Origin of the sequence: Actinoplanes lobatus, assembly GCF_014205215.1 — a bacterium.
GTDB classification, from domain to species: Bacteria; Actinomycetota; Actinomycetes; order Mycobacteriales; family Micromonosporaceae; genus Actinoplanes; species Actinoplanes lobatus.
In genome coordinates, this window is the sequence record NZ_JACHNC010000001.1 from 8,082,454 (window position 1) to 8,105,566 (window position 23,113).

16 protein-coding genes are annotated in these 23,113 nt (G+C 71.9%); 9 read left to right on the forward strand and 7 right to left on the reverse strand.

Annotated elements, in window-relative coordinates:
* Positions 1-8: 8 nt before the first annotated feature.
* The 6 genes from BJ964_RS37155 (at position 9) to BJ964_RS37180 (ending at position 6,832) form a co-directional block, all read left to right on the forward strand.
* Positions 9-2,246, forward strand: coding sequence for an alpha-L-rhamnosidase (locus BJ964_RS37155; protein ID WP_188125024.1), 2,238 nt, complete (start codon positions 9-11; stop codon positions 2,244-2,246).
* Positions 2,247-2,261: 15 nt separating this feature from the next.
* Positions 2,262-4,418, forward strand: coding sequence for a beta-glucosidase (locus BJ964_RS37160; protein ID WP_229806664.1), 2,157 nt, complete (start codon positions 2,262-2,264; stop codon positions 4,416-4,418).
* A gap of 439 nt (positions 4,419-4,857) precedes the next feature.
* On the forward strand, positions 4,858-6,030 hold the full coding sequence (locus tag BJ964_RS37165) for a helix-turn-helix domain-containing protein (RefSeq protein WP_188125025.1): 1,173 nt from the start codon (positions 4,858-4,860) through the stop codon (positions 6,028-6,030).
* A 153-nt stretch (positions 6,031-6,183) separates the two neighbouring features.
* Positions 6,184-6,351 (forward strand): hypothetical protein, encoded by a 168-nt coding sequence (locus BJ964_RS37170; RefSeq protein WP_188125026.1) that lies wholly within the window; start codon positions 6,184-6,186, stop codon positions 6,349-6,351.
* Positions 6,348-6,593: a hypothetical protein gene (locus tag BJ964_RS37175; RefSeq protein WP_188125027.1), complete on the forward strand. Its 246-nt coding sequence runs from the start codon at positions 6,348-6,350 to the stop codon at positions 6,591-6,593. The genes BJ964_RS37170 and BJ964_RS37175 overlap by 4 nt, the downstream gene beginning before the upstream one ends.
* Positions 6,590-6,832, forward strand: coding sequence for a hypothetical protein (locus tag BJ964_RS37180; protein WP_188125028.1), 243 nt, complete (start codon positions 6,590-6,592; stop codon positions 6,830-6,832). The genes BJ964_RS37175 and BJ964_RS37180 overlap by 4 nt, the downstream gene beginning before the upstream one ends.
* Here the strand turns inward: BJ964_RS37180 and BJ964_RS37185 are convergent.
* The 6 genes from BJ964_RS37185 to BJ964_RS37210 form a co-directional block, all read right to left on the reverse strand.
* Positions 6,822-7,592, reverse strand: a complete 771-nt coding sequence (locus BJ964_RS37185) for a MerR family transcriptional regulator (protein ID WP_188125029.1) — start codon at positions 7,590-7,592, stop codon at positions 6,822-6,824. The genes BJ964_RS37180 and BJ964_RS37185 overlap by 11 nt on opposite strands.
* Entirely contained in the window at positions 7,589-8,662 is a 1,074-nt protein-coding gene (locus tag BJ964_RS37190; protein WP_188125030.1) for a serine hydrolase domain-containing protein, read from the reverse strand. The genes BJ964_RS37185 and BJ964_RS37190 overlap by 4 nt, the downstream gene beginning before the upstream one ends.
* Before the next feature lie 93 nt (positions 8,663-8,755).
* Positions 8,756-9,823, reverse strand: a complete 1,068-nt coding sequence (locus BJ964_RS37195) for a hemolysin family protein (protein ID WP_188125031.1) — start codon at positions 9,821-9,823, stop codon at positions 8,756-8,758.
* A 73-nt stretch (positions 9,824-9,896) separates the two neighbouring features.
* The gene (locus BJ964_RS37200) at positions 9,897-11,258 is read right to left on the reverse strand and encodes a hemolysin family protein (RefSeq protein ID WP_188125032.1); all 1,362 of its coding nucleotides are present in this window, start codon (positions 11,256-11,258) and stop codon (positions 9,897-9,899) included.
* Between the two features lie 18 nt (positions 11,259-11,276).
* On the reverse strand, positions 11,277-16,097 hold the full coding sequence (locus tag BJ964_RS37205) for a DUF4011 domain-containing protein (RefSeq protein ID WP_188125033.1): 4,821 nt from the start codon (positions 16,095-16,097) through the stop codon (positions 11,277-11,279).
* A gap of 66 nt (positions 16,098-16,163) precedes the next feature.
* Complete coding sequence (locus BJ964_RS37210; protein WP_188125034.1) at positions 16,164-17,987, reverse strand: nucleoside-diphosphate sugar epimerase/dehydratase; 1,824 nt, start codon at positions 17,985-17,987, stop codon at positions 16,164-16,166.
* 88 nt (positions 17,988-18,075) lie between these two features.
* Between BJ964_RS37210 and BJ964_RS37215 the strand changes: the two genes are divergently transcribed.
* From BJ964_RS37215 to BJ964_RS37225, 3 genes are read left to right on the forward strand one after another with little or no spacing between them, the layout of a single operon-like run.
* Positions 18,076-19,455, forward strand: a complete 1,380-nt coding sequence (locus BJ964_RS37215; RefSeq protein WP_188125035.1) for a polysaccharide biosynthesis tyrosine autokinase — start codon at positions 18,076-18,078, stop codon at positions 19,453-19,455.
* A complete protein-coding gene (locus tag BJ964_RS37220; RefSeq protein WP_188125036.1) occupies positions 19,452-20,729 on the forward strand; it encodes a lipopolysaccharide biosynthesis protein in 1,278 nt (425 codons plus the stop codon). Before BJ964_RS37215 ends, BJ964_RS37220 begins: the two co-directional genes overlap by 4 nt.
* Complete coding sequence (locus BJ964_RS37225; RefSeq protein WP_188125037.1) at positions 20,726-21,919, forward strand: O-antigen ligase family protein; 1,194 nt, start codon at positions 20,726-20,728, stop codon at positions 21,917-21,919. The genes BJ964_RS37220 and BJ964_RS37225 overlap by 4 nt, the downstream gene beginning before the upstream one ends.
* Here the strand turns inward: BJ964_RS37225 and BJ964_RS37230 are convergent.
* Complete coding sequence (locus tag BJ964_RS37230; protein ID WP_188125038.1) at positions 21,838-23,109, reverse strand: glycosyltransferase family 4 protein; 1,272 nt, start codon at positions 23,107-23,109, stop codon at positions 21,838-21,840. The two genes, BJ964_RS37225 and BJ964_RS37230, sit on opposite strands and share 82 nt — an antisense overlap.
* Positions 23,110-23,113: the final 4 nt, after the last annotated feature.

A 23,113-nucleotide genomic window follows, 5' to 3' on the forward strand; every position in this document is an offset into this window, starting at 1 on the left:
GTTCCACCATGTTGCACACCGCGCGGATGATCAGCCCGGCCGTCGAGCTGGGAAGCGCTCCCCTGTTCCGCACCGAGATCACCCTGGACACCGGCCACGGCGCCGTCACCCGGGCCACCCTCACGATCAGCAGCCTCGGCGTGCACGAGGCCCGGATCGGCGGGCGGCCGGTCGGCGACGACGTACTCAGCCCCGGCTGGACCTCGTACGAGCACCGCCTGCGCCACCTCACCCACGACGTCACCGAACTGATCGCCGGGAAACCGGTTTCCGTGCTGACCGTCCTGGTCGGCAACGGCTGGTACCGGGGGCGGCTCGGGTTCATGGGCGGCAGCGCCTTCTACGGCGACCGGCTCGGGGTGATCGCCGCGTGCGAGATCACCTTCGCGGACGGGCACCGGCAGGTCGTGGTCACCGACGAGACCTGGACCGCCGGCAGCTCCGACGTCCTCGCCGACGACCTGTACGACGGGCAGACCATCGACGCGCGGCGGCGCTCCGGCAAGTGGTTCGTTCCGGACGGTGAGCCCGAGTGGTTCCTGCCGGTCCGGGTGCTCGATTTCGACACGCGCGTGCTCACCCCGTACATCGGAGAATGGGTGAGCAGGCAGGAGAGCGTGCCGCCGCGGAAGGTCTGGGAGTCGCCCACCGGGCGGGTGTTGATCGATTTCGGCCAGAACCTGGTCGGCTGGCTGCGTTTCACGGTGCGCGGACCGGCTGGTTCGGAGATCCGGATCCGGCACGCCGAGGTCCTCGAGGACGGCGAGCTGGGCGTGCGGCCGTTGCGTGACGCGCAGGCCACCGACCGGTTCGTCCTCAGCGGCGGCGACGATTTCTTCGAGCCGACCATGACGTTCCACGGTTTCCGGTACGCGGAGGTCAGCGGCTGGCCCGCCGGTGTGCCGCTGGACGTCGAGGCCGTGGTCGTGCACTCGCGGCTGGCGCGCACCGGCGACTTCGCCTGCTCCGACGAGCTGCTCAACCGGCTGCACCGCAACGTCGTCTGGAGCACCAAGGGCAACTTCCTGGACCTGCCGACCGACTGTCCGCAGCGCAACGAACGGCTCGGCTGGACCGGCGACATCGCGGTCTTCGCGCCCTCGGCCGCCTACCTGTACGACGTGCGCGGCTTCCTCGGCGACTGGCTCACCGACCTGGCCGCCGAACAGCAGGCCGCCGACGGCCTGGTCCCGTTCGTCATCCCCGACGTGCTCAAGTACCAGCCGACGCCGCCCGACTTCCCGGATCCGGACAGCACCGCCTTCTGGTCGGACGCGGCGGTGTGGGTGCCGTGGACGCTGTGGCAGGCCTACGGCGACCGCTCGATTCTGGACAAGCAGTACCCGTCGATGACCGCGCACGTCCGGCGGGTCCGCACCCTGCTGTCGCCGTCCGGGGTGTGGGACGGCTCGTTCCAGTTCGGTGACTGGCTCGACCCGGACGCGCCGGCCGACGCACCCGCCAAGGCGAAGGCCGACCCCGGAGTGGTGGCGACCGCCGCCTACTACCGCTCGCTGACGCTGGTCGCCGAGACGGCCGCGCTGCTCGGGCACGACGCCGACGCCGCCGAATTCACCGAACTGGCGGACCGGGTCCGGATCGCGTTCTCCCATGAATACGTGGACGCGGACGGCACCGTGCGGTCCGACTGCACGACGGTCTACACCCTGGCCATCGTCTTCGGGCTGCTCGACGACATGTCCTTCGCCGGGCGGCGGCTGGCCGAACTCGTCGCGGACAGCGGTTACCGGGTGTCGACCGGGTTCGCGGGGACGCCGTACATCACGGACGCGCTCACCATTACCGGACATCTCGGCGCGGCCTACCGGCTGCTGCTGGAACGCGAGTGCCCGTCCTGGCTCTACCCGGTGACGATGGGCGCCACCACCATCTGGGAACGGTGGGACTCCATGCTCCCGGACGGGACGATCAACCCGGGCGAGATGACCAGCTTCAACCACTACGCCCTCGGCGCGGTCGCCGACTGGATGCACCGGACCATCGGCGGCATCGCCCCGCTGGAGCCCGGCTACACGCGGGTGTCGATCGCGCCACGGCCCGGGGGCGGCCTGACCTGGGCCCGCGCCGGTCTGCGAACCCGGCACGGCCGCATCGAGGTCTCCTGGCGGACCGGGCCGGACGGCGAACTCACCGTCGACGTGACGCTCCCGGACGGCGTCACCGGCGTCCTGTCGCTGGACGGACGGCCCGAGGTGGAGATCCCGGCGGGCACGCATTCCTTCTGAACAGTGAGGAGAACCATGCGCTTTCGACGGATCGGCACGGCGCTGCTGCTGCTCGCCCCGATGGCCACCATCGTCACGGGCACCCCGGCACTCGCCGCGGACTGCTCCACCCACCCCTGGATGGACACGCGTAGGTCCCCCGAACAGCGGGCCCGCGCTCTCCTGGCCGCCAGCAGCCCGCACCAGATTCACCGCTGGCTGGTGGAACAGCCGGCCAACAGCCCGCAGCAGACACAGTGGGCCGGTGACGTCGTCTATCCGGTGCAGGTGCCGTGCACGCCGACCGTCGTCTACACCGACGGGCCTGACGGGATCCGGTTCACCGACGGGGTAACCGCTTTCCCGGCGACCATCGCCACCGCGTCCACCTGGAACGAGCGGCTCGCGTACGTCAAAGGCGCCGCCCAGGCCGACGAGGGCTATCAGAAGGGCAAGAACGTCGTCCTCGCGCCGGGGATCGCCGGTGGCCGCACTCCCCTGTCGGGCCGCACCCCCGAATATCTCGGTGAGGACGCCCTGCTCAGCGGGCTGATGGCGGCGGCCGGCGCGCGGGGCGTCCAGAGCGACGGCCGGGTGCTGGCGACGCTCAAACACTATGTCGCCAACGAACAGGAACTCGACCGGCAGACCAGCTCGTCCAACGCCGACGAGCGGACCCTGCGGCAGGTATACGACCTGCCGTTCGAGATCGCGGCCAAGCGTGGCGATCCGGCCGGCATCATGTGCTCCTACAACCGGATCAACGGGGTGTACGCCTGCGAGCACCCGCGACAGAACAGCGTCCTCAAGGACGACGTGGGCTTCGACGGGTATGTGATGAGCGACTTCGGCTCGGTGCACTCCACCGCCGCGAGCCTGGTCAACGGGCTCGACCAGGAGCTGAACCGGCCGATCTGGTTCACCCCGGCGAGGCTCGACGCGGCCCTCGCCGCCGGGCAGATCACCCAGGGTCGGATCGACGCGGCGGCGCTGCGCGTGATCACCGCCTACATCCGCGGCGGGCTCTTCGACCATCCGCTGCCGGCCATCCCGGTTCTGGACGCGTCCACCGCCGCGCACAAGGCCGTCGCGCGGTCGGTCGCCGAACAGGGCTCGGTGCTGCTCAAGAACATCAAGAACACACTGCCGATCAAGACCGGCTCCGGTACGCGGATCGCCGTCATCGGTTCGACAGCATCGGAGACCGCGCACTCCGTATGCAGTCTGCCCTGGAGGTTCGGGAACCCGACCACGATGCGGTGCGAGGACCTCGTCACGCCGCTGGCCGGGATCACCGCGCGGGCCGCCCGGGCCGGGGCGACCGTCACCTACGACAACGGCAGCGACCCGGCGGCGGCCGCGGTCACCGCCGCCGGGGCCGACATCGCGGTCGTCTTCGGATATCAGCGGGCCGGGGAGTTCACCGACCTGGCCGATCTGCGGTTGCAGGGCGGCGGGGACACGCTGATCTCGGCGGTCGCCGCGGCCAATCCCCGTACCGTCGTGGTGCTCCAGACCGGCAGTGCCGTCGAGATGCCGTGGCTCGACCAGGTTCCGGCCGTGCTCCAGAACTGGTACGGCGGGGAACAGATGGGCCCGGCGCTGGCGGCGCTGCTGTTCGGCGACGTCAACCCGTCCGGGAAACTGCCGATGACGTTCCCCCGGTCGCTCGCCGACACACCGACGGCCGGTGATGTCGCCCGCTACCCGGGCGTCGTGGTCGACGGGATCCGGCAGGTGTCCTACAGCGAGGGTCTCCAGGTCGGGTACCGCTGGTATGAGGCGCGGGGCATCGATCCGCTCTTCGCTTTCGGGTACGGGCTGTCGTACACGTCCTTCGCCTACCGCGACCTGGAGGTGACCGGGGACGGCCGCGACGGGATCCGGATCCGGTTCCGGTTGACCAACACCGGGAAACGCCCGGGGACCGAGGTGGCCCAGGCGTATGTCTCGTTGCCGTCGTCCACCGGCGAGCCGGCCAAGCGCCTGGCCGGATGGTCGCGCGTCGCTCTCGGCCCGGGTCGCTCCCGGACCGTCCAGATCGACCTGAGCCGCGCCGACCTGGCCGACCTGCACCTGCTCCAGTACTACGACCCGGCCCGTTCCGGCTGGGTGACGGCCCGGGGCACCTACGGCTTCACCGTCGGCGGCTCCTCCACCGCCTCCTTGCACGACACGCTCCGCGTGCGCTGATCATTCATGGACATGGCGGCCTCCCTACTCAGGGGCGGCCGCCAGGTCGGCGTTCTCAACAAGCTCGACCGGTGACGGCTTCATCTGCGTCAACATGTACCGGTCAAGATGTACGCATCGGAATGTACGGGCCGCTGTCCGGCCTGAATCGCGTCAAGATGTACGGTCCAGTTGCCGGCATGAACGGCGTCAACATGTACAGGCCACCGTCCGGCTGGACCCCGTCAAGATACATCGACCAAGATCCGGCTTGATCGCGTCAAGATGTCAGCCTCGTCGAGGCTGGTGAGACCCACGTCGACGGATCGTCATCGACGACGCCTATCCGATCGGCGGACCCCGAGTCGGCGACCGGATCGTTGACCATGGCGTACCGTCGATGTTGGTGGCCGGAGTAGCGGCCGGTCACCGCGCCCTGCCCGCTACCAGGGAGCACCTCATGGCCGAGCACATCGGTGCGCGCGTCCGGCTCTGGCGCCGCCGCCGCAAGCTGTCCCAGAGCGCCCTCGCCGGTCTCGCCGGCGTGACACAGGCCTACCTCAGCCAGATCGAGAACGGGCTCCGCGCCGTCGAGAGGCGCAGCACCCAGGTCGCCCTCGCCCAAGCCCTGGACGTGTCCGTCGCCGACCTCCTCGGCCAAACCGCCGACCCGACGGACCCGGTCCGGTCACGGGCCGCCGAGCACATCGCGGACATCCGGGTCGCGCTCGTCGAGTTGGAGGTCGGCGACATCCGCGCGCCAGGACGTAATCCTGCCGAACTGGATGACGCCATTCGCCGCATGCAGCAGCTGCGTATATCCAGCGATCATCTGGTGCTCGCCCCTGGCCTGGCCGGCCTGCTCCGCGACGCCGCCCGCCGTCCGGAGGCACTGGTTCGGGTGGCCTACACAGCGGCCTCGTGTCTGCGCTCGCTCGGATATCGCGACCTCGCCCGCCCTGCCGCCAGGATCGCGATCGATGCCGCCCGAAGCCTGGATGACCCTGCCTGGATCGGCATGGCCGAGTTCGGCTACATCCAGTCCCTGCCGATCGAAGCCGCGACGGTCGCAAGGCGCGTCGCCGACCGTGCGATCACCGAGATGCAGAACGCCGCGGCCGACCCCTCCGCCCGGCAGACCCTCGGGCAGATCCACCTGACAGCAGCACTGGCCAGTGCCACCGCGCAGCGCCACGACGACGCGTGGGCTCACCTCGCCGCAGCGCAGGCCGAGGCTGGCAGCCTCGGTGAGCCGCTGGACGGCCTTGGGTTCTTCGGTAACTTCTTCGGCCCACTGAACGTGCACCTCTGGAAGATGACGCTGCTTACCGAGATGGGCGACCACGGCAGGGTGCTCGAGATGGCCGATGGTTTGCCTGTCGACGAGATTCCGATCGCGAGCCGCAGGCAGAGCTATCACCTGGACCGCGGGCGGGCACTGGCGCACTCCGGCCGCAACGACAAGCTGGCGTTGATCGCGCTGGCGCAGGCCGAGCGGGCCGCCCCGGCACCTTTCCGCCTGAACCCGGTGATCCGCGACGTGGTGTCGACGATGATCACGCGGGCGAAGCGGAAGGCCGTGGCCGAGGACCTGACCGCGATGGCCCAGCGTCTCGGGGTAAGCCCCGTATAACACCGCGTTATGACATCGGTTCCCGCCCGCCGTTAGCTTCCGTGGCAGCGGCGGCGGGTGCCGAAGAACGTGAGCGACCTGCGCCCGTCGCCGCCGTCCCGAGCGGCGGGTCGTGACCAACAGCGGCCCGTCGCCTCCCATGGTCCGGAGGCGATGAGCATGCTGGAGAAAATCATCAGGCACCTGATCTGGCGGGGCCGGGTGGCCGCCGCCCACGCCGAGCGGGACGCCGCCCGCCGCGAGGCCGCCGAACGGTCCGCCGCCGTCCGGCGCATCCTTGACCAGGCACAGACGATGCCCGGCAGCCGGACCATCCGGTGAGCGCTTTCCAACGCGGCGACCGGGTGACGGTGCGGCCGCCCTACGACAGCCCGCACGTCGAGTGCACGCCGCACATGGTCATTGCCGGCGAATGCCCGCCACCCGATCGGCACGGCGACACCGGCTACCAGGTGACGGCGTCGACGATGCGCCACGTCGACGGTCGGCAGATGCTGTTCGGCCCGTATCCGCCGGAGCAACTCGTGGCGGGCTGGGACGAGCGAGTGGCACGGCTGCGGTGACCGTCTGCCAGGCCGCCGGGCTCGCTCACCAGCCGAACCCGTGCACCTACGACTGTCGAGGATGCGGGGAGCCGTGGCCCTGCGGCCGGGCCCGCGCCTACCTGCTGGCCACCAACGACCGGGTGTCGCTGCTGCTGCGGATGGCGATCGAACTGGAGGAGGCGTCGCTGGTCCTCACCGGCGAGGACCTCTATCAGCGTTTCGTCCTCTGGGCACGGGAAGGCTCCCCTACGGGATGAGGACGCCCGCGGCTCGGAGTCTGGCCTCGAAGAGGGCGGCCAGGCGGGCGGCGGCCGGAGTCGGCTGCTCGCCGTGGTGGGCGATCAACCGGTAGCGGGTGGCGGCCTGATTCCGGGCCCGTAGCCCGGTCACCGTACCGAGCAGGGCGGGATGGGCCAGGTAGTGGTCGGCCACCGCGGTCGCCAGCTCGTCGATGCGGGGATCGCCGGGTTCCCAGGTCGCCGCCTCGGCCGCGCGCCGGGTCAGTTCGAGGAGGTGGGGATCGCCCAGGGCGTACTCGAAATGGGTCAGATAGTCGTCGAAACCGTCGGGGACCAGGGCCCGGGCCAGCACCCACGCCTCCCGGGTGGCCGCCACCTCCTCGGCCGGGAAGCCGAGGCCGCGCATGCGTTCCAGCAGCGCCACCGCCCGGTCCGGCAGCAGGGCCCGATCCCCGTCGGCGAGCCGGTGCAGCGTGTCGCGGCGGGCCGTCAGCTCCGCGATCCGTTCGGTGAGCCGCCGCTCGACGTCGGCGAGGGTGGCGGCGAACTGGGCGGTGCCGGCGTCGAGCAGGGGGCCGATCTCGGCGAGCGGGACACCGGCGGCGGCCAGCGTACGGATCTGGACCAGCCGCAGCAGGTCGCCGGAGTCGTACCGTCGATAGCCGGAGCCGTCCCGTTCCGGTTCCCGGAGCAGGCCGAGTTTGTGATAGTGCCGGACGGTCTTCACCGTGACGCCGGCGAACTCGGCCGCCTGCCCGATCGTGACACCACGCATCATCGGCCGGTGAACACCTCGGCGAGCAGCCGCTGCTGGGCGCGCTGGAAGGCCGGCGCGATGCTGAGGCCGGCGTCGTCCACACAGCTCAGCGCGGCGGTCAGGGTCCGGCTGCCGTCGGGGGTGCTGTACATCAGGGCGGCGTGGCCGACGGCGGCGCCGTTGTGGGAGATGATCGTGCCGCCGGGAGTGGTCAGCACGAACACGCCCAGACCGTAGTCCATGTCGGGAATACCGGTGGGGTACGGGGTGCACATCTCGGCGAGCAGCGGGCCCGGCAGGAGGCGGCCGCCGGTCAGCGCCGAGATGAAGGTGTGCAGGTCCCGGGTGGTGGAGATCATGTCACCGCCGGCGGAGATCCACGAGGGATTCTGGCGGGTGACGTCGATGATGTCGCCGTCGCGGTGGTAGGCGTGGGCGAACGGCTCGGGGATCTCCGGCGACGCCTCGGGCAGCAGGGTGCCGGTCAGGCCGAGTGGTTCCAGGATCAGGCGGCGCATCTCGTCGGCGAGGCTACGGCCGGTGATGCTCTCGATGATCAGCCGGGCCAGCACGTAGTTGGTGTTGGAGTAGCTCCAGCGCTCCCCCGGCTCGAACCGCGCCGGCTGGGAGAGCGCGATCCGGACCAGTTCCCGCGGCTGATAGGTGTGGAACCGGTTGGCCAGCCACCGAGCGGCGCCAGGACCGTAGGGCACCGGGATGCCGGGCACGATCGTACCGTCGGGGTTGATCTCGCCGGTGAAATTGAAGAGCCCGCTGGTGTGCCGCAACAGCATCCGCACGGTGATCCGCTCGTCCAGCCCGGCCTCGGGCAGGTAGCCGGCCGCCGGGACGTCCAATCCGGCCCGGCCCTCGGCGACCAGGCACAGCATCAGGGTGGCGAGGAAGGTCTTGGTGTTGCTGCCGATCCGGACGTGCCCGTCGACCGACGGCTTCGCGGTCCCGCCGAGTTCGGCGACCCCGGCGCTGCCGGTCCACTCGCCACCGTCGTCGTTCACGCGCAGGGTCACCCCGTGGAAGCCCGAGCCGGCGATCTCGTCGATGGTCGCCTGTGGGGAGATGGTGATGGACATGATGGACGCTCCTTCGCAACGGTGTCTCGCTGACACCGGGAGCCTCCACCCTGACCTCGGGTCAACCTCAAGGATGATCCACGTCACCGGCGGCTAGACGGTGCGGCCGGCTCGGCGGGCGGCGTCGACCACCGGGTCGGTCTCGTCGTCGAACTGGCCGATCACCTGTTCCAGCAGGTCTTCGAGGGTGACCAGGCCGATCACCGTGTCCTGGTCGGCGACCAGGGCGAGATGGCTGCGCCGCTGCCGCATCACGGCGACCGCGTCCAGGACGGTGGTGTCGGCCGGCAGTGACAGCACCGCGGTCATCAGGTCCCGCGCCGTCACGAGCCGGTGGGCGCTGACGGCCTTGGCGGCGTCGCGGACGTGCACGACGCCGACGATCGCCCCGGCACGGTCGGTCACCGGCAGCCGGGATCGGCCGGTTTCGGTGCTGCGCACCTCGACGGCGCGGGCGTCGGCGTCGGCGGGCACGTCCAGGATCTGGCCGGTCGGGACCATCACCTCGCGTACGGGCATCGACTGCACCTGCAACATGGCGGTGAGCAGCTCGTGTTCGGCGTCCTCGATGGTGCCGTGCTGTTTGGAGGTCTCCAGCAGCATGCGCAGCTGTTCGGCGCTGTGCACCTGGGCGAGTTCGTCCTGCGGGGTCACCTTGATCAGCCGCAGGCAGGCGTTGGCGAGGCCGTTGAGGGCGGCCAGAACCGGGCGCAGGACGGTGGTGAAGCCGACGAACGGGATCGCCAGGATCTGTGCCGATTTCTCCGGGTGGCTGATCGCCCACGACTTGGGCGCCATCTCCCCGACGACCACGTGCAGGAAGCCGACCAGGGCGACGGCCAGGACGAAGGCGACCGCGTGGGCGGCGCCCTCGGGCAGACCGGCCGCGGTGAACGCCGGTTCGAGCAGGTGGGCGACCGCGGGTTTGGCCAGCGCGCCGAGCCCGAGGGTGCACAGGGTGATGCCGAGCTGGGCGCCGGCCAGCATCATCGACAGCCGCCGGGTTCCGGCCAGCGCCGCGCGGGCGCCGCGGGATCCGGCGGTGGCGGCGGTCTCGAGGCGGTGCCGTTTCGCGGCGACCAGCGCGAACTCGGCGGCGACGAAGAACCCGTTGAATGCCAGCAGCACCACGGAGATGAGCAGTGACGGGGCGGCGCTCATGCCGTCGCCTCCGCTTCGCTCCGGCGCCGGCACGAGTTCGAAACTGAGCTGAATGATTCGCTCGCAAGCTCGCTCATGTGGTCGCCTGCCCGTCGGCGTCGGGGATGACGGTGAGGGCGATCCGGTCGGGTACGAGGCGGCGGACGGCCAGGACGGTCAGCCGGGCGACACCCTGTGGGACCGGTTCCCCGTCGGCGTCGACCGTCGGGGGCAGCCGCAGGTCGACCTGTTCGCCGGCGACCGGGAGGTGGCCGAGGCGGGCGAGGATCAGGCCGGAGACGGTGTCGTACCGGTCGTCGCCGGGCAGGCGGACGCCGGTGGCGTCGGTGATCTCGTCGATGCGGGCCCGGCCCGGGATCAGCCAGTCGCCGTCGCCGGCGGGTTCGATGACCGGTTCCGGCAGGTCGTCCTCGTCGCGGATGTCGCCCACGAGTTCCTCGGCGACGTCTTCGAGGGTGATGATGCCGGCGAAGCCGCCGTATTCGTCGACGACGATCGCCATCTGCCGGTGTGCGGCCTTCAGCCGGTCCAGGACCTGGGGCAGCCCGAGCGGCTCGGGCAGCGCCACCGGTGCGGTCGCCAGCGACCCGACCGGGGTGGTGCCCCGGACGGCGGGGTCGAGGGTGACCACGTCGGCGATGGAGACGATGCCGATGACGTCGTCGAGGCCGTCGCCGATCACCGGGAACCGGGAGTGGCCGGTGTCGAGCAGGTCGACGACCCGCGACGCCGGCTCGTTCTCGCCGATCGTGGTGACGTCGACGCGGGGGCGCATCACCTCGGCGGCGGTCCGCGTCCGGAAGTCCAGGCCGTGGTCGAGCAGCCGGGCGGCGTGCGCGTCGAGGCTGCCCTCGCTGCCGGCGGCGGCGATGATCCGGTCGAGGTCCTCGGTGGTGGCGCCCTGCGGGAGTTCCTCGATCGGTTCGATGCCGACGGCGCGCAGCAGCCGGTTGGCGGTGGCGTCGAACACCCGGATGAGCGGGCCCACCACGGTCAGGTAGATCAGCGTGGACCGCGACAGCGCCCGGGCGAGGGCCTCGGGTTTGGCGATGGCGAGGTTCTTCGGCGCGAGCTCGCCGAGGACCATCTGCACCACGGTGGCGAACAGCAGCGCGAACACCATCGCGATCGACAGGCTGGCGGCCTCGGAAAGACCGGTCAGGCCGAGCAGCTCGGCGGTGCCGCGGCCCAGGTAGGGCTCGGCGACGTAGCCGGCGAGCAGGGCGGTGACGGTGATGCCGACCTGGGCGCCGGACAGCACGAACGACAGCCGCTGGGTGACCCGCAGCGCACGCGCGGCGGCCGGGTCACCGTCGGCGGCCCGTGCCCTCAGGCGTTCCCGGTCGACGGCCACGTAGGCGAACTCCTGGGCCACGAAATAGCCGGTCGCCGCGGTCAGCAGCACGATCGCCACGACTCCGATGGTGATCAGCATGAGGAGCCGTCGTAGCGGTTACCCATGGTGCGCCGGTTCGGCGTGCGGCAGGCGCGCCGGTGCCTCGACCGGTCCGGTCCGGCCCTTCCATGCGGTGGCCGCCTCCTCCAGCGCCGCCATGAGGCGGGACTCCTCGCCGGCCCGGTCGCGGTGCCACGCCAGCGCCCACGCCCGGTGCAGCCGCCAGCCGAGACCGGTGAGCACCTGGTCGTTCAGGTGGTCGCGGTCCCGCGCGGCCGGGCAGTCCCGGTAGCCGGGGCCGTCGCAGCGCACACCGAGCAGGTAGTCGCCGGCCGGGTCGAGGGGGTGGCGGACGGCGATGTCCACCCGTCCGCCGGCGGTGCCCAGATCGGTCCGCGCCGGATAGCCCCAGGACCGTACGGTCTCCAGCACCGAGGTGACGAACTCGCTGGCCGGGCCGGAGGCGTCGTCCCGGCCGGAGGCGCCGTCGCGTTCCACGTAGTCCAGGTAGGCGACGAGCTGGCGGACCCCCTCGTTCTCCGACTCCGGGATGTCGCGGGCCAGGATCGACGTCACGATCTCCACCCGGCGCCGGGCGCGGGTGATCGCCACGTTGAGCCGCCGCCAGCCGTTGGGGCGGTTGAGGGCGCCGAAGTTCGCGGTGATCCGGCCGGCCAGGTCGTACCCGTACCCGATCGAGAAGATCATCACGTCGCGTTCGTCGCCCTGCACCGACTCCAGGCTCTTGATGAAGAAGCCGTGCAGCCGGTCGTGGACCACCGCGCGTTGCAGGGCCGGGTGCCCGGCGGCGATCCGTTCCAGGGCCCGTTCGATCGCCTCGGCCTGGGCCACCGAGAACGTGACGACGCCCAGGGATTCGTGGGGGCGGGTGGTGAAGTGGTGCACGATCCGTTCGGCGACGCGTTCCGCCTCGACCGGGTTGTCCCGGCCGGATGACCGGCGGTAGACGCCGGCGACCGGGAACAGTTCCACACCGGTGTCCGGGCCGCCGGTGACCGGGGCTGGGAAGGTGCTCAGCCGGCCCTGGTAGAAGGCGTCGTTGGCGAACGCGACCAGGGCCTGGTGCCGGCTGCGGTAGTGCCAGGTCAGGCTCATGGCGGGGAAGGCGCCGCACGCTTTGGCCAGCTCCAGCACGGACTGGAAGTCGAGCACCTCGCTGTCCTGGCCGGTGGCCGCGAAGGACCGGTCGAAGAACGACGTGGGCGGCAGCTGCCGGTCGTCGCCTGCGGTGATCAGGGACCGGCCGCGGTAGATGCAGTTGACCGCTTCGGCCGGCGTGACCTGGGAGGCCTCGTCGAAGATGACGATGTCGAAGGTGATGTCCGGGGGCAGTGACTGGCTCACCGTCAGCGGGGAGGCGAGCACGCACGGCCGCAGGGCGAGCACGGCGTCGCGGGTCTGGGCGATCAGGTCCCGTACCGGGAGTTGCCGGCCGGCCTTCATCGCCTCGCGGCGCAGCAGGTTGGTGGCGGCGCTGTCGGCCGGAGGCCGGCGTGCCTCGATCGCGGCGATGATCTGCCGGGCCGCGAGGGCCGCGAGTTTCTCGTCGGCCTGCCGGAATTCGGCCACCAGGCGGTCGCGGTCCTCGCCCCGCCAGGTCCGCAGCCGGCTGTCGGCGCGGACCACCGCGTCCACCCAGCCGTGCAGCAGCGCCCGGCGCAGGACCGCGGGCACCTGCGCCCGGTCCAGGTGCTGGTCGGCGCAGTACTCGACGGCCGCGTCCAGGCCGTGGGCGGCGAGCACCTCGCGGGCGTCGAGGCAGGCGAACCACTCCTCCTGGCCGCTGCTGTCGTCGCGCAGCCGCCGCAGCAGGGTCCCGGCCCGCCGGTAGTCGTCGAACTGCCGGCGCAGCTCGTCCTGCCGATGCGGCGCGAACCCGGCGAGCACCGCCCGGCCGGCCTCGGCCCATTCCCGGGCCCGTTCGGCCAGTCCGGGCACCGGTTTCAGGTCGTCGAGGGCGGCGGCCTGCGCCTCGGTCAGCGGCCCGCCGGCCATCTCCCGGGTCCGCGCGGCCCAGGCGACGGCCGCGGCGAGCGCGGCCGGATCGGTTTCCGGCATCTCCCCGGTACGGTCCTCAGCCGCCGTCTGCGCCTGTTCCGCCGCCGTACGCAGCCGGGCCAGCCGGAGTGTCTCCGCGTAGTCCAGGGTCCGCCCGGTCGCCGCGTCGTACGCCCGGACCGTCTCCGCCACCGCGTGCAGGGTCACGGTGTGCCCGGTCAGCCAGGTCAGCGCGTCGCCGATCGGCCAGGTCACGAGTTCCGGCCGGGCCGCCGGGCCGGGCGCCGGCCGCAGTGTGGCCTGCCAGCGCAGCAGCGCGTCGCGGGCCTCCTTGACGACCCGGCCCGGCGCCGGGTCGGGGGCCGGCCCGCAGAGATGTCCGAGGACGGCCTCGACCACGGCGGGCGGGACCGTGGCGAGTGCGGTGGCGGCCACCGCGATCGCGTCGTCGAGGGCGGTGAAGTCGGTGCCGCGGCCCTGCCAGTACCGGCCGAGCACGGGGGCGTACGTCTGTTCGGCGGCCGTCAGGTCCTGGAGTGCCCGTTTCCAGGCGACGGCGGTGCCGATGCGGGCGACCGCGTCCCCGAGGTTCGCGGTGGGCAGCACGGATCCGGCCACCTGCCGCCGGTCCCGCCGGTACGCCGCCCGCAGTCTCCCCAGCCCCCGATGCACCGTGGTGAACCGTTCGGCGAGCTCCTCGACCGGCTGGCCCAGGATGGCCTCGGAGAAGTACGGCCGGGCCTGGATCTCGGCGGCGACCAGCGCCTCCAGTGCCCGCCGCAGGACGCCGGCCCCGGTCCGTACCGCGGGCAGCGTGCCGGGCCGGAACCAGAACCGCTCCGGCTTGTGCGGCCGGTCGCCCAGTTCGACGATCGTGGCGACGCGCGAGATGTCCTGGACGGTGTGGACCGGTGGCAGCCCGAGGCGGGCGGTGACCCGGTCGACCGCGCGGCGGCGTGCGTCGATCTGTTCGGCGGCCCGGGTGAACGAGCGGGCGAGTTCGTCGGCGGCGCCGGCGGTCAGCGTGGTGATGTCGACCGGCGCGGGCAGCGCGTCCAGGGGCGGGACGACCGGCAGGCCGGTGGCCGGGGGCAGCGCGGTCCAGGGCACTCCGGCGTGCTGTTCGGCCAGCGCGGCGGCCTGGGCGGCGGCGGTGAGCCCGGTGGTGTGCCGGTCGGCGGCCCTGCGGATCGGGTCGAGGTCGCCGGCGGTGAGCCAGGAGGCGGCGATCCGGCCGGGGCGGGCGCCGGCGTGGTCGGCGAGCCGGGCGAGGGCCTCCGCGTCGCCCGGCCGTCGCAGCCGGAACGCGGTGGCCGCCGGCTCGGCGGTGCGGGCCGCCCGCGCCAGCGCGGCGAGGGCCTTCTCGGCGCGGCTGAGTACGGCGTCGAGCGGCTCCCGGGTGGTCACGTCGCGCCACACCGGGCCGGGGTCGGACATCGACCGCCAGGAGCGGGACAGCTGGTCGGTGGCCTCCCGGATGCGGTGCATGGCGTCCGGGGTGAGGTCGCCGGGGTCGATCGCGGGGACCGGTGCGGCGGGGGTCCGGGAGAGGGCCGCGCAGTGGCCGATCACCTGGTGCAGGCTGGCGCCGAGGGGGTGGCGGGTCTCGTTCATGGCGTACGCGAAGGCGGTCAGTTGCTCGCGGAGTTCCCGCAGTGTGCCCAGGTCGACGGTGGGCGCCGCGGCCGGGGTGTCCGGGATCTCGTCGACGGCCGCGGCGAGCAGGGTCGCGACCTCACGGCGGCCCGCCTTCTGGCCGTGCAGTTCCAGCAGGTAGCGGCCGAGCCCGGCCTCGGTGAGCCGGTGCTGGACGACGTCGAGGGCGGCGACCTTCTCGGAGACGAAGAGCACGCTCTTCCCGGCGTGCAGCAGTGCCCCGATCATGTTGGCGACGGTCTGTGACTTGCCGGTGCCGGGTGGCCCGTCCATCACGAAGCTGTGCCCGGCGAGCGCCGCAGCGACGCAGGCCCGCTGCGACGAGTCGGCGTCCAGGACCAGGGGCACGTCCTCGGGCGGGGCGAGCCGGTCGGTGTCCTCCGGTCTGATCGGGGTGAACCGGAACCGGCTGGTCTGCCGCCGGCTGTCGGTGACGGCCAGGGCGCGGACGGCCGGGTGGGCCAGGATGCGTTCCTCGTTGTCCTGGAGGTCCCGGAAGATCGCCTCCTTGTGGAAGGTGAGACAGGTCAGGACGGCGGCCGGTTCGATGTGCCATCCGTTGCGGCGGGCCACGGTGTCGGTGAAGCCGGCCCAGAAGCGGGTGACGTCGAGTTCGTCGCCCGGTTCCAGCGGCGGCACGCTGATGCCGGCCCGCTTGAGCCGTAGCGCCAGGGCCGGGTTGAACACCGGTTCGGCGTCGCGCAGCCGCAGGTCCGGCGGCCGCCCCTGAACGCCTGCGACGAGTTCGGCCGGGAGCAGCAGCAGGGGGCTGGTGTAGCTGCTGGTCCGGCTCTCCGCGTCCTCGTCGTCGGCGGCCAGCCGCCAGTGCAGCAGCCCGAGCGCGAGATGCAGGACGGCCACGCCGCGGTCGAGGTGTTCCTGCTGGGCTCGCCGCATCATCCGGCGCAGCAGCGGCCCGAGGGCGCGTTCGGTGAGTTCGGTGCGGAAGGCCGGTGCCGGCCCGTCGCCGTCGCCGGGGCCGGTCAGGGCGCACCGGTCGCCGCGGGCCAGCGCGGCGACCACCTGCCCGGGTTCCGGCGAGCTGATCTCGACGGCGTCGCCGTTGCCGGTGGTGAAGTTGATCAGCCGGTTGTTGCCACCGAGGTCGACCAGACTGTCGCGCCAGGCGCGCAGAGCCTCGTGCGCACCGTTGCGGGACGGTCCCTGCTCGGAACGGTCGTCATCGTCGCACCGGATGCCCATGTACCCGATTGCAGCAGGAGACGACCCTTTCGCGCTGGTGATTGGCCTTCTTCCGCTTTGCCGGTTTCACCCCGGCGACGTCTCGTGGACCACGGTGTCCGCCGGGCTCCGGTCGGCGGCGGCGGGCCGGGCGCACATGTCGGCCAGCTGGGTGATCACCACCTCGATGTCCGCGCCGGGCGGGATCAGGTGCAGGTCGGCCGGGTCCAGGGGCGGCACCTCGACGTGCGAGATCAGCGGGTGGAACGGCCGCCGGTCGACCTCGTCGGCGCCGAACAGCGACTCGTGCAGCTTCTCCCCCGGGCGCAGCCCGGTGTAGGTGATCGGGATCTGCTTCTGGGACAGGGCGACCATCTGCGCCGCCACCTCGGCGATCCGGACCGGTTCGCCCATCTCGAGGACCAGGGCCTCGCCGTCCATGCCGATGGCCGCGGCCTGGATGACCAGGTGGACCGCCTCCTGCGTGGTCATGAAGTAGCGGCTCACGTCGGGATGGGTGAGGGTGACCGGGCCACCCTCGGCGATCTGGGCGCTGAACGTGGTGAACACCGATCCGCGGCTGCCGAGGACGTTGCCGAAGCGCACGCTCAGGAAGGTGCCCCGGTTGCGCCGGGCGGTCCAGGCGGTCAGACGTTCGGTGATCCGTTTCGCGTAGCCGAGCACACTCGTCGGGTCGGCGGCCTTGTCGGTGGAGATGTTGACGAACCGCTCGACCGAACCGGACGCCCGCAGAACGTTGAGCGTGCCGATGATGTTGGTCTTGACCGCCTCACCCGGGTAGCGCTGGAGCAGGGCCAGGTGCTTGAGGGCGGCCGCGTGGAAGACCACCTCCGGTCGCCGCTCGCGGAAGAGCTCCCGCATCCGCCCGGCGTCACGGACGTCGGCGAGGATCACCGCCGGATCGTCGAGGCGGGCGGCCGGGTCGATCGACAGCTGGACGGCGAGCAGGGACGTCTCGTCACGGTCCAGCATCATCAGCTCGGCCGGCTCGAAGTGGTGGATCTGCCGGCACAGTTCCGACCCGATCGAGCCGCCCGCTCCGGTCACCAGGATGCGTTTGCCGGTCAGGTAGCCGCCGATGCTGCTCAGATCGGTGTCGATCTGGTGGCGCCCCAGCAGGTCGGTCACCTGGACCTCGCGGATGGCGTCGACCTCGACGGGCTGGTCCATCAGCTCGCTGACCGACGGCACCACCTTGAACGTGGCGCCGGCCGCCAGGGTCAGGTCGCGGATCTCGCGGACCAGTCCGGCGTCCGCGTTGGCCACCGCGAAGATCACCAGCTCGGCGTCGGTGTCGGCGAGGACCTGGGCGAGGTCGTCGCGGTTGCCCAGGACCGGTACGCCGTGCACGCGCAGCCGGCGCTTGGCGGGGTCGTCGTCGAGCAGGCCGGCGGGCAGGTAGCGGCCCTTCGGGTCACGCAGCATCGACTGGACGAGCAGGGACCCCGCCGACCCGGCGCCGAACAGCACGACCGGGGCGGCGAACCGGCGGTCCGGGCGCAGCCGCCGGAACAGCCGGGCCCGCCACAGGTAGCGGACGCTGAGCATGATCATCAGCGCGATGATGCCGCCGAGCGCGGGGACGCCGACCGGCACCGGCGGGTGGGACAGCAGCACGATGGCCGCGGTCAGCATGAGCCCGACCAGCACGGTGGTGGTGGCGACCGCGTTCGCGTCGTCGACGCTGGCGAAGCGGTGGATACCCCGGTGCAGCTGCCGGGCGTGGTCGATCGCCGTGTGCGCGAGAACGGCCAGGACGATGACGACCAGGACACCGGCCAGTGGACGAAGATCGGGGACGAAGTCGTAGCGAATGAAGACGGCGGCGAGCAGGCCGATCACCCACGCGGCGCTGTCCACGAGTTGCCGCAGCAGGCGAGCGCGCCTCATGTTCGTCAGCGTATCAAACTCGGCTATTCCGGGATGATCCCTTTAAATCACCGTATCGTCGGTCTCGGAAAGGGTGCGGGGAGGTTCGGTGGGCCTGCGCGAATACCTCCGGGTCGTCAGGCGGCACCGGTGGATGCTGGTCGTCGCGGTCGCGGTCGCGGTCGGCGTCGCCACGATCATCAACGTCAACACCGCACCCGTGTACGCCGCGCGGGTCACGTTCTTCTTCGCCACCCCCGCCGACAACGGCGTCGACGCCTATCCGGCCAGCCTGTTCAACTTCAACCGGCTGTCCACCTACGCCGAACTGCTGACCAGCGACGAGGTCGTCACCCCGCTGGCCGAGACGCCCGGTGTCGACATGGACACCGAGCAGGTCCGGCAGGCGATCGCCGCGGAGCCCCTCCCGGACACGGTGATGATGGAGGTCATCGTGTCGGACCGGGACCGCGACCGGGCCATGCTGCTGCTCACCCATCTCACCGAGCGTTTCGAATGGGTCGTCGAGGAACTCGAGCGGCCGGCACCGACCAAGCCCACCACGGTCCGGGTCACCGTCGTCTCCGGTCCCGCGCTCGACGCGGCTCCGGTGTCGCCGGACGTGCTGAACAACCTTGCCCTCGCGCTGGTCGCCGGCCTGATCCTGGGCGCGATCGGGGTGGTCGGCCGGGAGGTGGCCGACCGCACCGTACGCACCGCCAAGGCACTCGAGGTCCTCACCTCGGCGCCGGTGCTGGCCCAGGTGCCGAAGGACCCGGGTGACCCCGTCGTCTCGCGGGGCGCCTCGGCCCGCACCGAGGCGCTGCGCGAGATCCGTACGCGGGTGCAGTGTGCCGCGGCCGCCGGTTCGGTGAAGACCCTCGCCGTGACCAGCGCGGTCCCCGGCGAGGGCCGCTCGGCCACCGCCTGCGGGCTGGCCCTGCTGTTCGCCGAGGCCGGGCAGCGGGTCCTCATCGTCGAGGCCGACCTGCGCCGTCCCCGGCTGGCCGCGTTCCTGGGGCGGGAGGAGGCGGCCGGGCTGAGCACGGTGCTGGACGGCGGCGCGAAGCTGGAACAGGTCCTCCAGCCGTGGGGCGGCGGGCTGTGGCTGCTGGCCGGCGGACCGGCCCCGCCGAACCCGAGCGAGCTGCTCAGTTCATCGCGGATGACCGAGCTGGTCGACGAGGCCCGGCGGCGGTTCGACGTGGTGATCTTCGACTGCCCGCCGCTGCTGCCGGTCACCGACGCCGGTGTCATCGCCGCCCGCGTCGACGGAACGCTACTTGTCGTACACGCCCACAGGACGACGTCGGCGCAGGTCACCGCCGCCGTCCGGACGCTGCACGCGGTCGGCGCCACGCTGCTGGGCTGCGTGCTGAACATGGTCGCCCGCAAGGGCCCGGACGCGGTGCCGAACTACGACACCTACCTGTCCGGCTCCGGGCCGGTCCGGGGCGATCAGGACGGCTGGAAGAGACCGGCCGCGTGAGCCTCCGGTCACTGCTGCGGGCCGTGCCCGCCACCGTACGCCGCGACTTCGCCGCCACGTTGCTCGTGCAGTTTCTCGTCCTGGGCATCGGGCTCTACCTGTTCCACCTGGTCGCCGAGCGCGGCAGCGTCGACGGGTTCGCGTTCTACCAGATCGCCCGGAGCGTGGTGAGCACCGTGCAGCCGGCCCTGCTGCTCGGCCTCGGCGTGAGCCTGTACCGCTTCCTGCCGCGTACCGTGCACACCACCCGGCGGCTCGCCCGGCAGGCGCTGGCCATCGAGGCGGGCCTGGTCACCGCCGCGACGCTGGCCGGCGCGGTCGCCGGGGACGAGATCGCCGCACTGCTCGGGTTGCCCGGCGGCTCCGCGACGGTCGCCGTCCTGATCACGCTGGGCGGCAGCAGCCTGTGCGCCGTCGGGCTGGCCGCCCTCCGCGGCGCCGGCCAGGTGGTGGCCTCGAATCTGGCCGCCGGGATCGGCGGCGCCGTGGTCCCGCTGGCCGCGTTCGCCGCCACCGACCGGATCGAGGACTTCCTTCTGCTCCAAGGCCTGGCCACGGCGGTGGTGGGCCTCGGGGCGACCTTCGTGGTCCGGCGGCGCCGGCCTCCGGCCCCGTCCACGTCCACGGCTCCGGAACCCGACATCAAGACCCTGATCGCGTACGGGGTACGCCGCATGCCCGGGGAACTGGCCCTGCCCGCCCTCTTCACGGTGCCCACCCTGGCCGTGGCCGTGACGACGACCGGCGGCGAGGACGCGGGCTACGTCGGATTCACCACCTCGGCGGTCACCCTGATCTGCTCGGTGTTCGCCATGCTCACCCCGGTGCTGATGCCCCGGATCAGCCGGCTCTTCCACCACGGCGGCGAGCACCGGGCGGTACGGCGGCTGCTCGCCGTGCTGCCGTTGCTGGCCGCCGTGGCCGCCACGCTGCCGACCGGCGTGATCATCCTGTTCGCCTCGCCGATGGTGCACGGCTTCCTCGGCCCCGAATTCGACGCCGCGGTGCCGGTGCTGCGGCTCGGTGTGCTCGCCGCGGTCCCGCTGGCGATGTTCTACACCGCCCGGCCGGCGCTGGACGTGCTGTTCGAGGCCAAGGCGATGAGCTGGCTGCTGGTCGCCTGCCTGATGGTGGAAGTCGTGACGACCGTCGTCGGCACCCGGTTCCTCACCCCGTCGTACGCGTCGATGCTCGGGCTTCTGTCGGCGGCCACGGTGCTGGGGCTCACCGCGGTAGGGCTCGCCGCGAACGCCCTGCGACGGTCTCCAGCATGACCGCCCTGGACAGGCCCCGGCCCGGCCTGGTCGTGCTGCTCGCGTTCGTGCTGACCCTGGCCGGCCATTTCACGCTGACCCGGGCCGGTCTGGACATCCCGGTCGTCAACGACGTACGCGTACCCCTGTTCTTGATCCTGCTGTTGTGTCTTGTTCTGGAGGCGCACCAGGTCGGCCCGTGCCCGGCCAAGGGCGGGCAGGCGCTGCTCGGCATCCTGTTGCTGTTCGGCTATCAGGGCCTTTCGGTGCTGTGGGTGCCGCCGGGCTCGGTGACCGGGCCGGGGCTCGGCGACCTGTGCGCGATCACCGGATTGCTGGTGGTCTACTTCAATCTCGCCGCCTGGGACCGTGACCGGGTCACCGAGATGACCTTCAAGATGTTCTACGTCGCGGCCTGGATCTACTTCCTGGCCGGCGCGGTCGGGCTGGGCCGCAGCGTGACCGGACGGTGGGCGGCTTTCGGCGGCGGCCCGAACGTGTTCATCCGCATCATGATCATGGGCGTCTTCACGTCGTTCTACATGTACCTGCGCAGCGGCGACAAGCTGATATGGCTGGCGCCGATCCCGGTGTTCCTGTTCGGGGCGATCGCCTCCGGCTCCCGGGGCGGCCTCATCTCCCTCGGCATCACCATCGCCGTCGCGTTGCTGGCGATCCGGCCCCGGTTCAACCTCGACCGGATCGCCAAGCCGCTCGTCCTGATGGTCGCGATGACCGCGATCATGGTGGTCACGGCCGGGCCGTCGATCGCCGACTTCGTGCGGACCCGGTTCCTCGAGGGGACCGTCGAACAGGGATACACCTCCGACCGCGACGTGCTGTACCAGATGGCGCTGCAGATCTTCTGGCAGCGGCCGCTGCTCGGCACCGGGATGAACGGCTTCCATACGATCGCCGATCTCGGCGCCGGCGAGAGTTACGTGCACAACCTGCCGCTGTCGGTCGCGGCCGAGGGCGGGTTCGTCGGGCTGGCACTGCTGGCGCTGGCGTGGCTGAGCCTGTGGCACGCCTACACCGCCGTGCCGAAGAGCGAACGCAGCCTGGAAGCCCGGTTCGCCGCCTACTGCGGCATCTTCATGGGCGCCACCAGCCTGTTCTCCGGCGACTACTACGACGCGCGACTGATGTGGATCTTCCTCTTGCTGGCCGTGGTCCGTCCCGCGCCGGCGCCGGCCCCGCTGCCGCGGTAGACGGCCCGGTTCAGGACCCGCTCGAAGTCCTCGAACAGCAGGTCACGGTCGAAACGGTCGCGGGCCAGGGCGGACGCCGCCGCCCGCGCGGACGTGCGGTCGGACGCGTCGCCCAGGAAGTCGGCGACCGCGGTGGCCGCCGCCCCGGGATCGCCGGCCGGCAGCACCAGCCCGGCGCCGCTCTCGGTGAGCAGGTCGGCGATCCACCCACCGTGGTTGACGGCCACCGGGCGGCCCGCCGCGAACGCGTCGAAGACCTTGTTCGGCGAATTGTTCCCCAGCTCGGGGATGTCGACGAACATCGATGTCGCCAGGTCGCACGCGCCGAAGAACGCCACCACCCGCTCCTTGCTGACCGGCCCCAGCAGGAACAGGTTGCGGTCCAGCACACCCAGCCCGGCGGCCAGCGACCGCAGGCTGTCGCGCATCCGGCCGTCACCGATGATCGCGACCCGGACGTCGGGAGCCGTCTCGGCCAGGCACGCCGCCATCCGGACCAGGTAGTCGACGCCGTTGGCCGGGCCGAGCGTGCCGGCGTAGAGGACCAGCGGCCGGTCCCCCAGCCACGGTGTCTCCTCCCGCAGGACCGCCCCGGCCCGGTCGGCCCCGGCGAACAGGCCGATGTCGGAGCTGTTGGGCACGACGGTGACCCCGACCCGGGGGAAGCGCCGCTGGATGCTGGCGGCCATGCCCGGGGACAGCGCGATGACGTGCGCCGCCCGGCGGTAGGCCCACGCCTCCAGCCGCTCGGCCGCCCAGCGGGCGGCCGGTGACCGGAGCGCGCCCATCGCGATCGGCAGTTCCGGCCACACGTCGCGGACCTCCAGCACCATCGGCACACGGCGGCGCAGGGCCGCGTACGCGCCGGGGATCGCCACGGTGAGCGGGGTGCTGGTCGCGAGGACGAGATCGGCCGGGATCCGGGCCGCCTCGACCGTCGACCGGCGGACGAAGTCGAGGAACGCCACGATCCGGCGACGGTACGACATCGCGTTGCTGTACGGCACCGGCAGCCAGTGCACGACGATGCCGGCCTCCCGGGTGATCCGGGCCCGGTCGCCGTCCGGATCGCCGGTGATCATGTGCACCTCGTGGCCGCGGTCGACCAGGCGCCGGGCGAACTCGTACGACCGGGTTCCGCCGGACATCCCGGGCGTCTTGAAATACTGGTGGATGTAGGTGATCCGCACGATC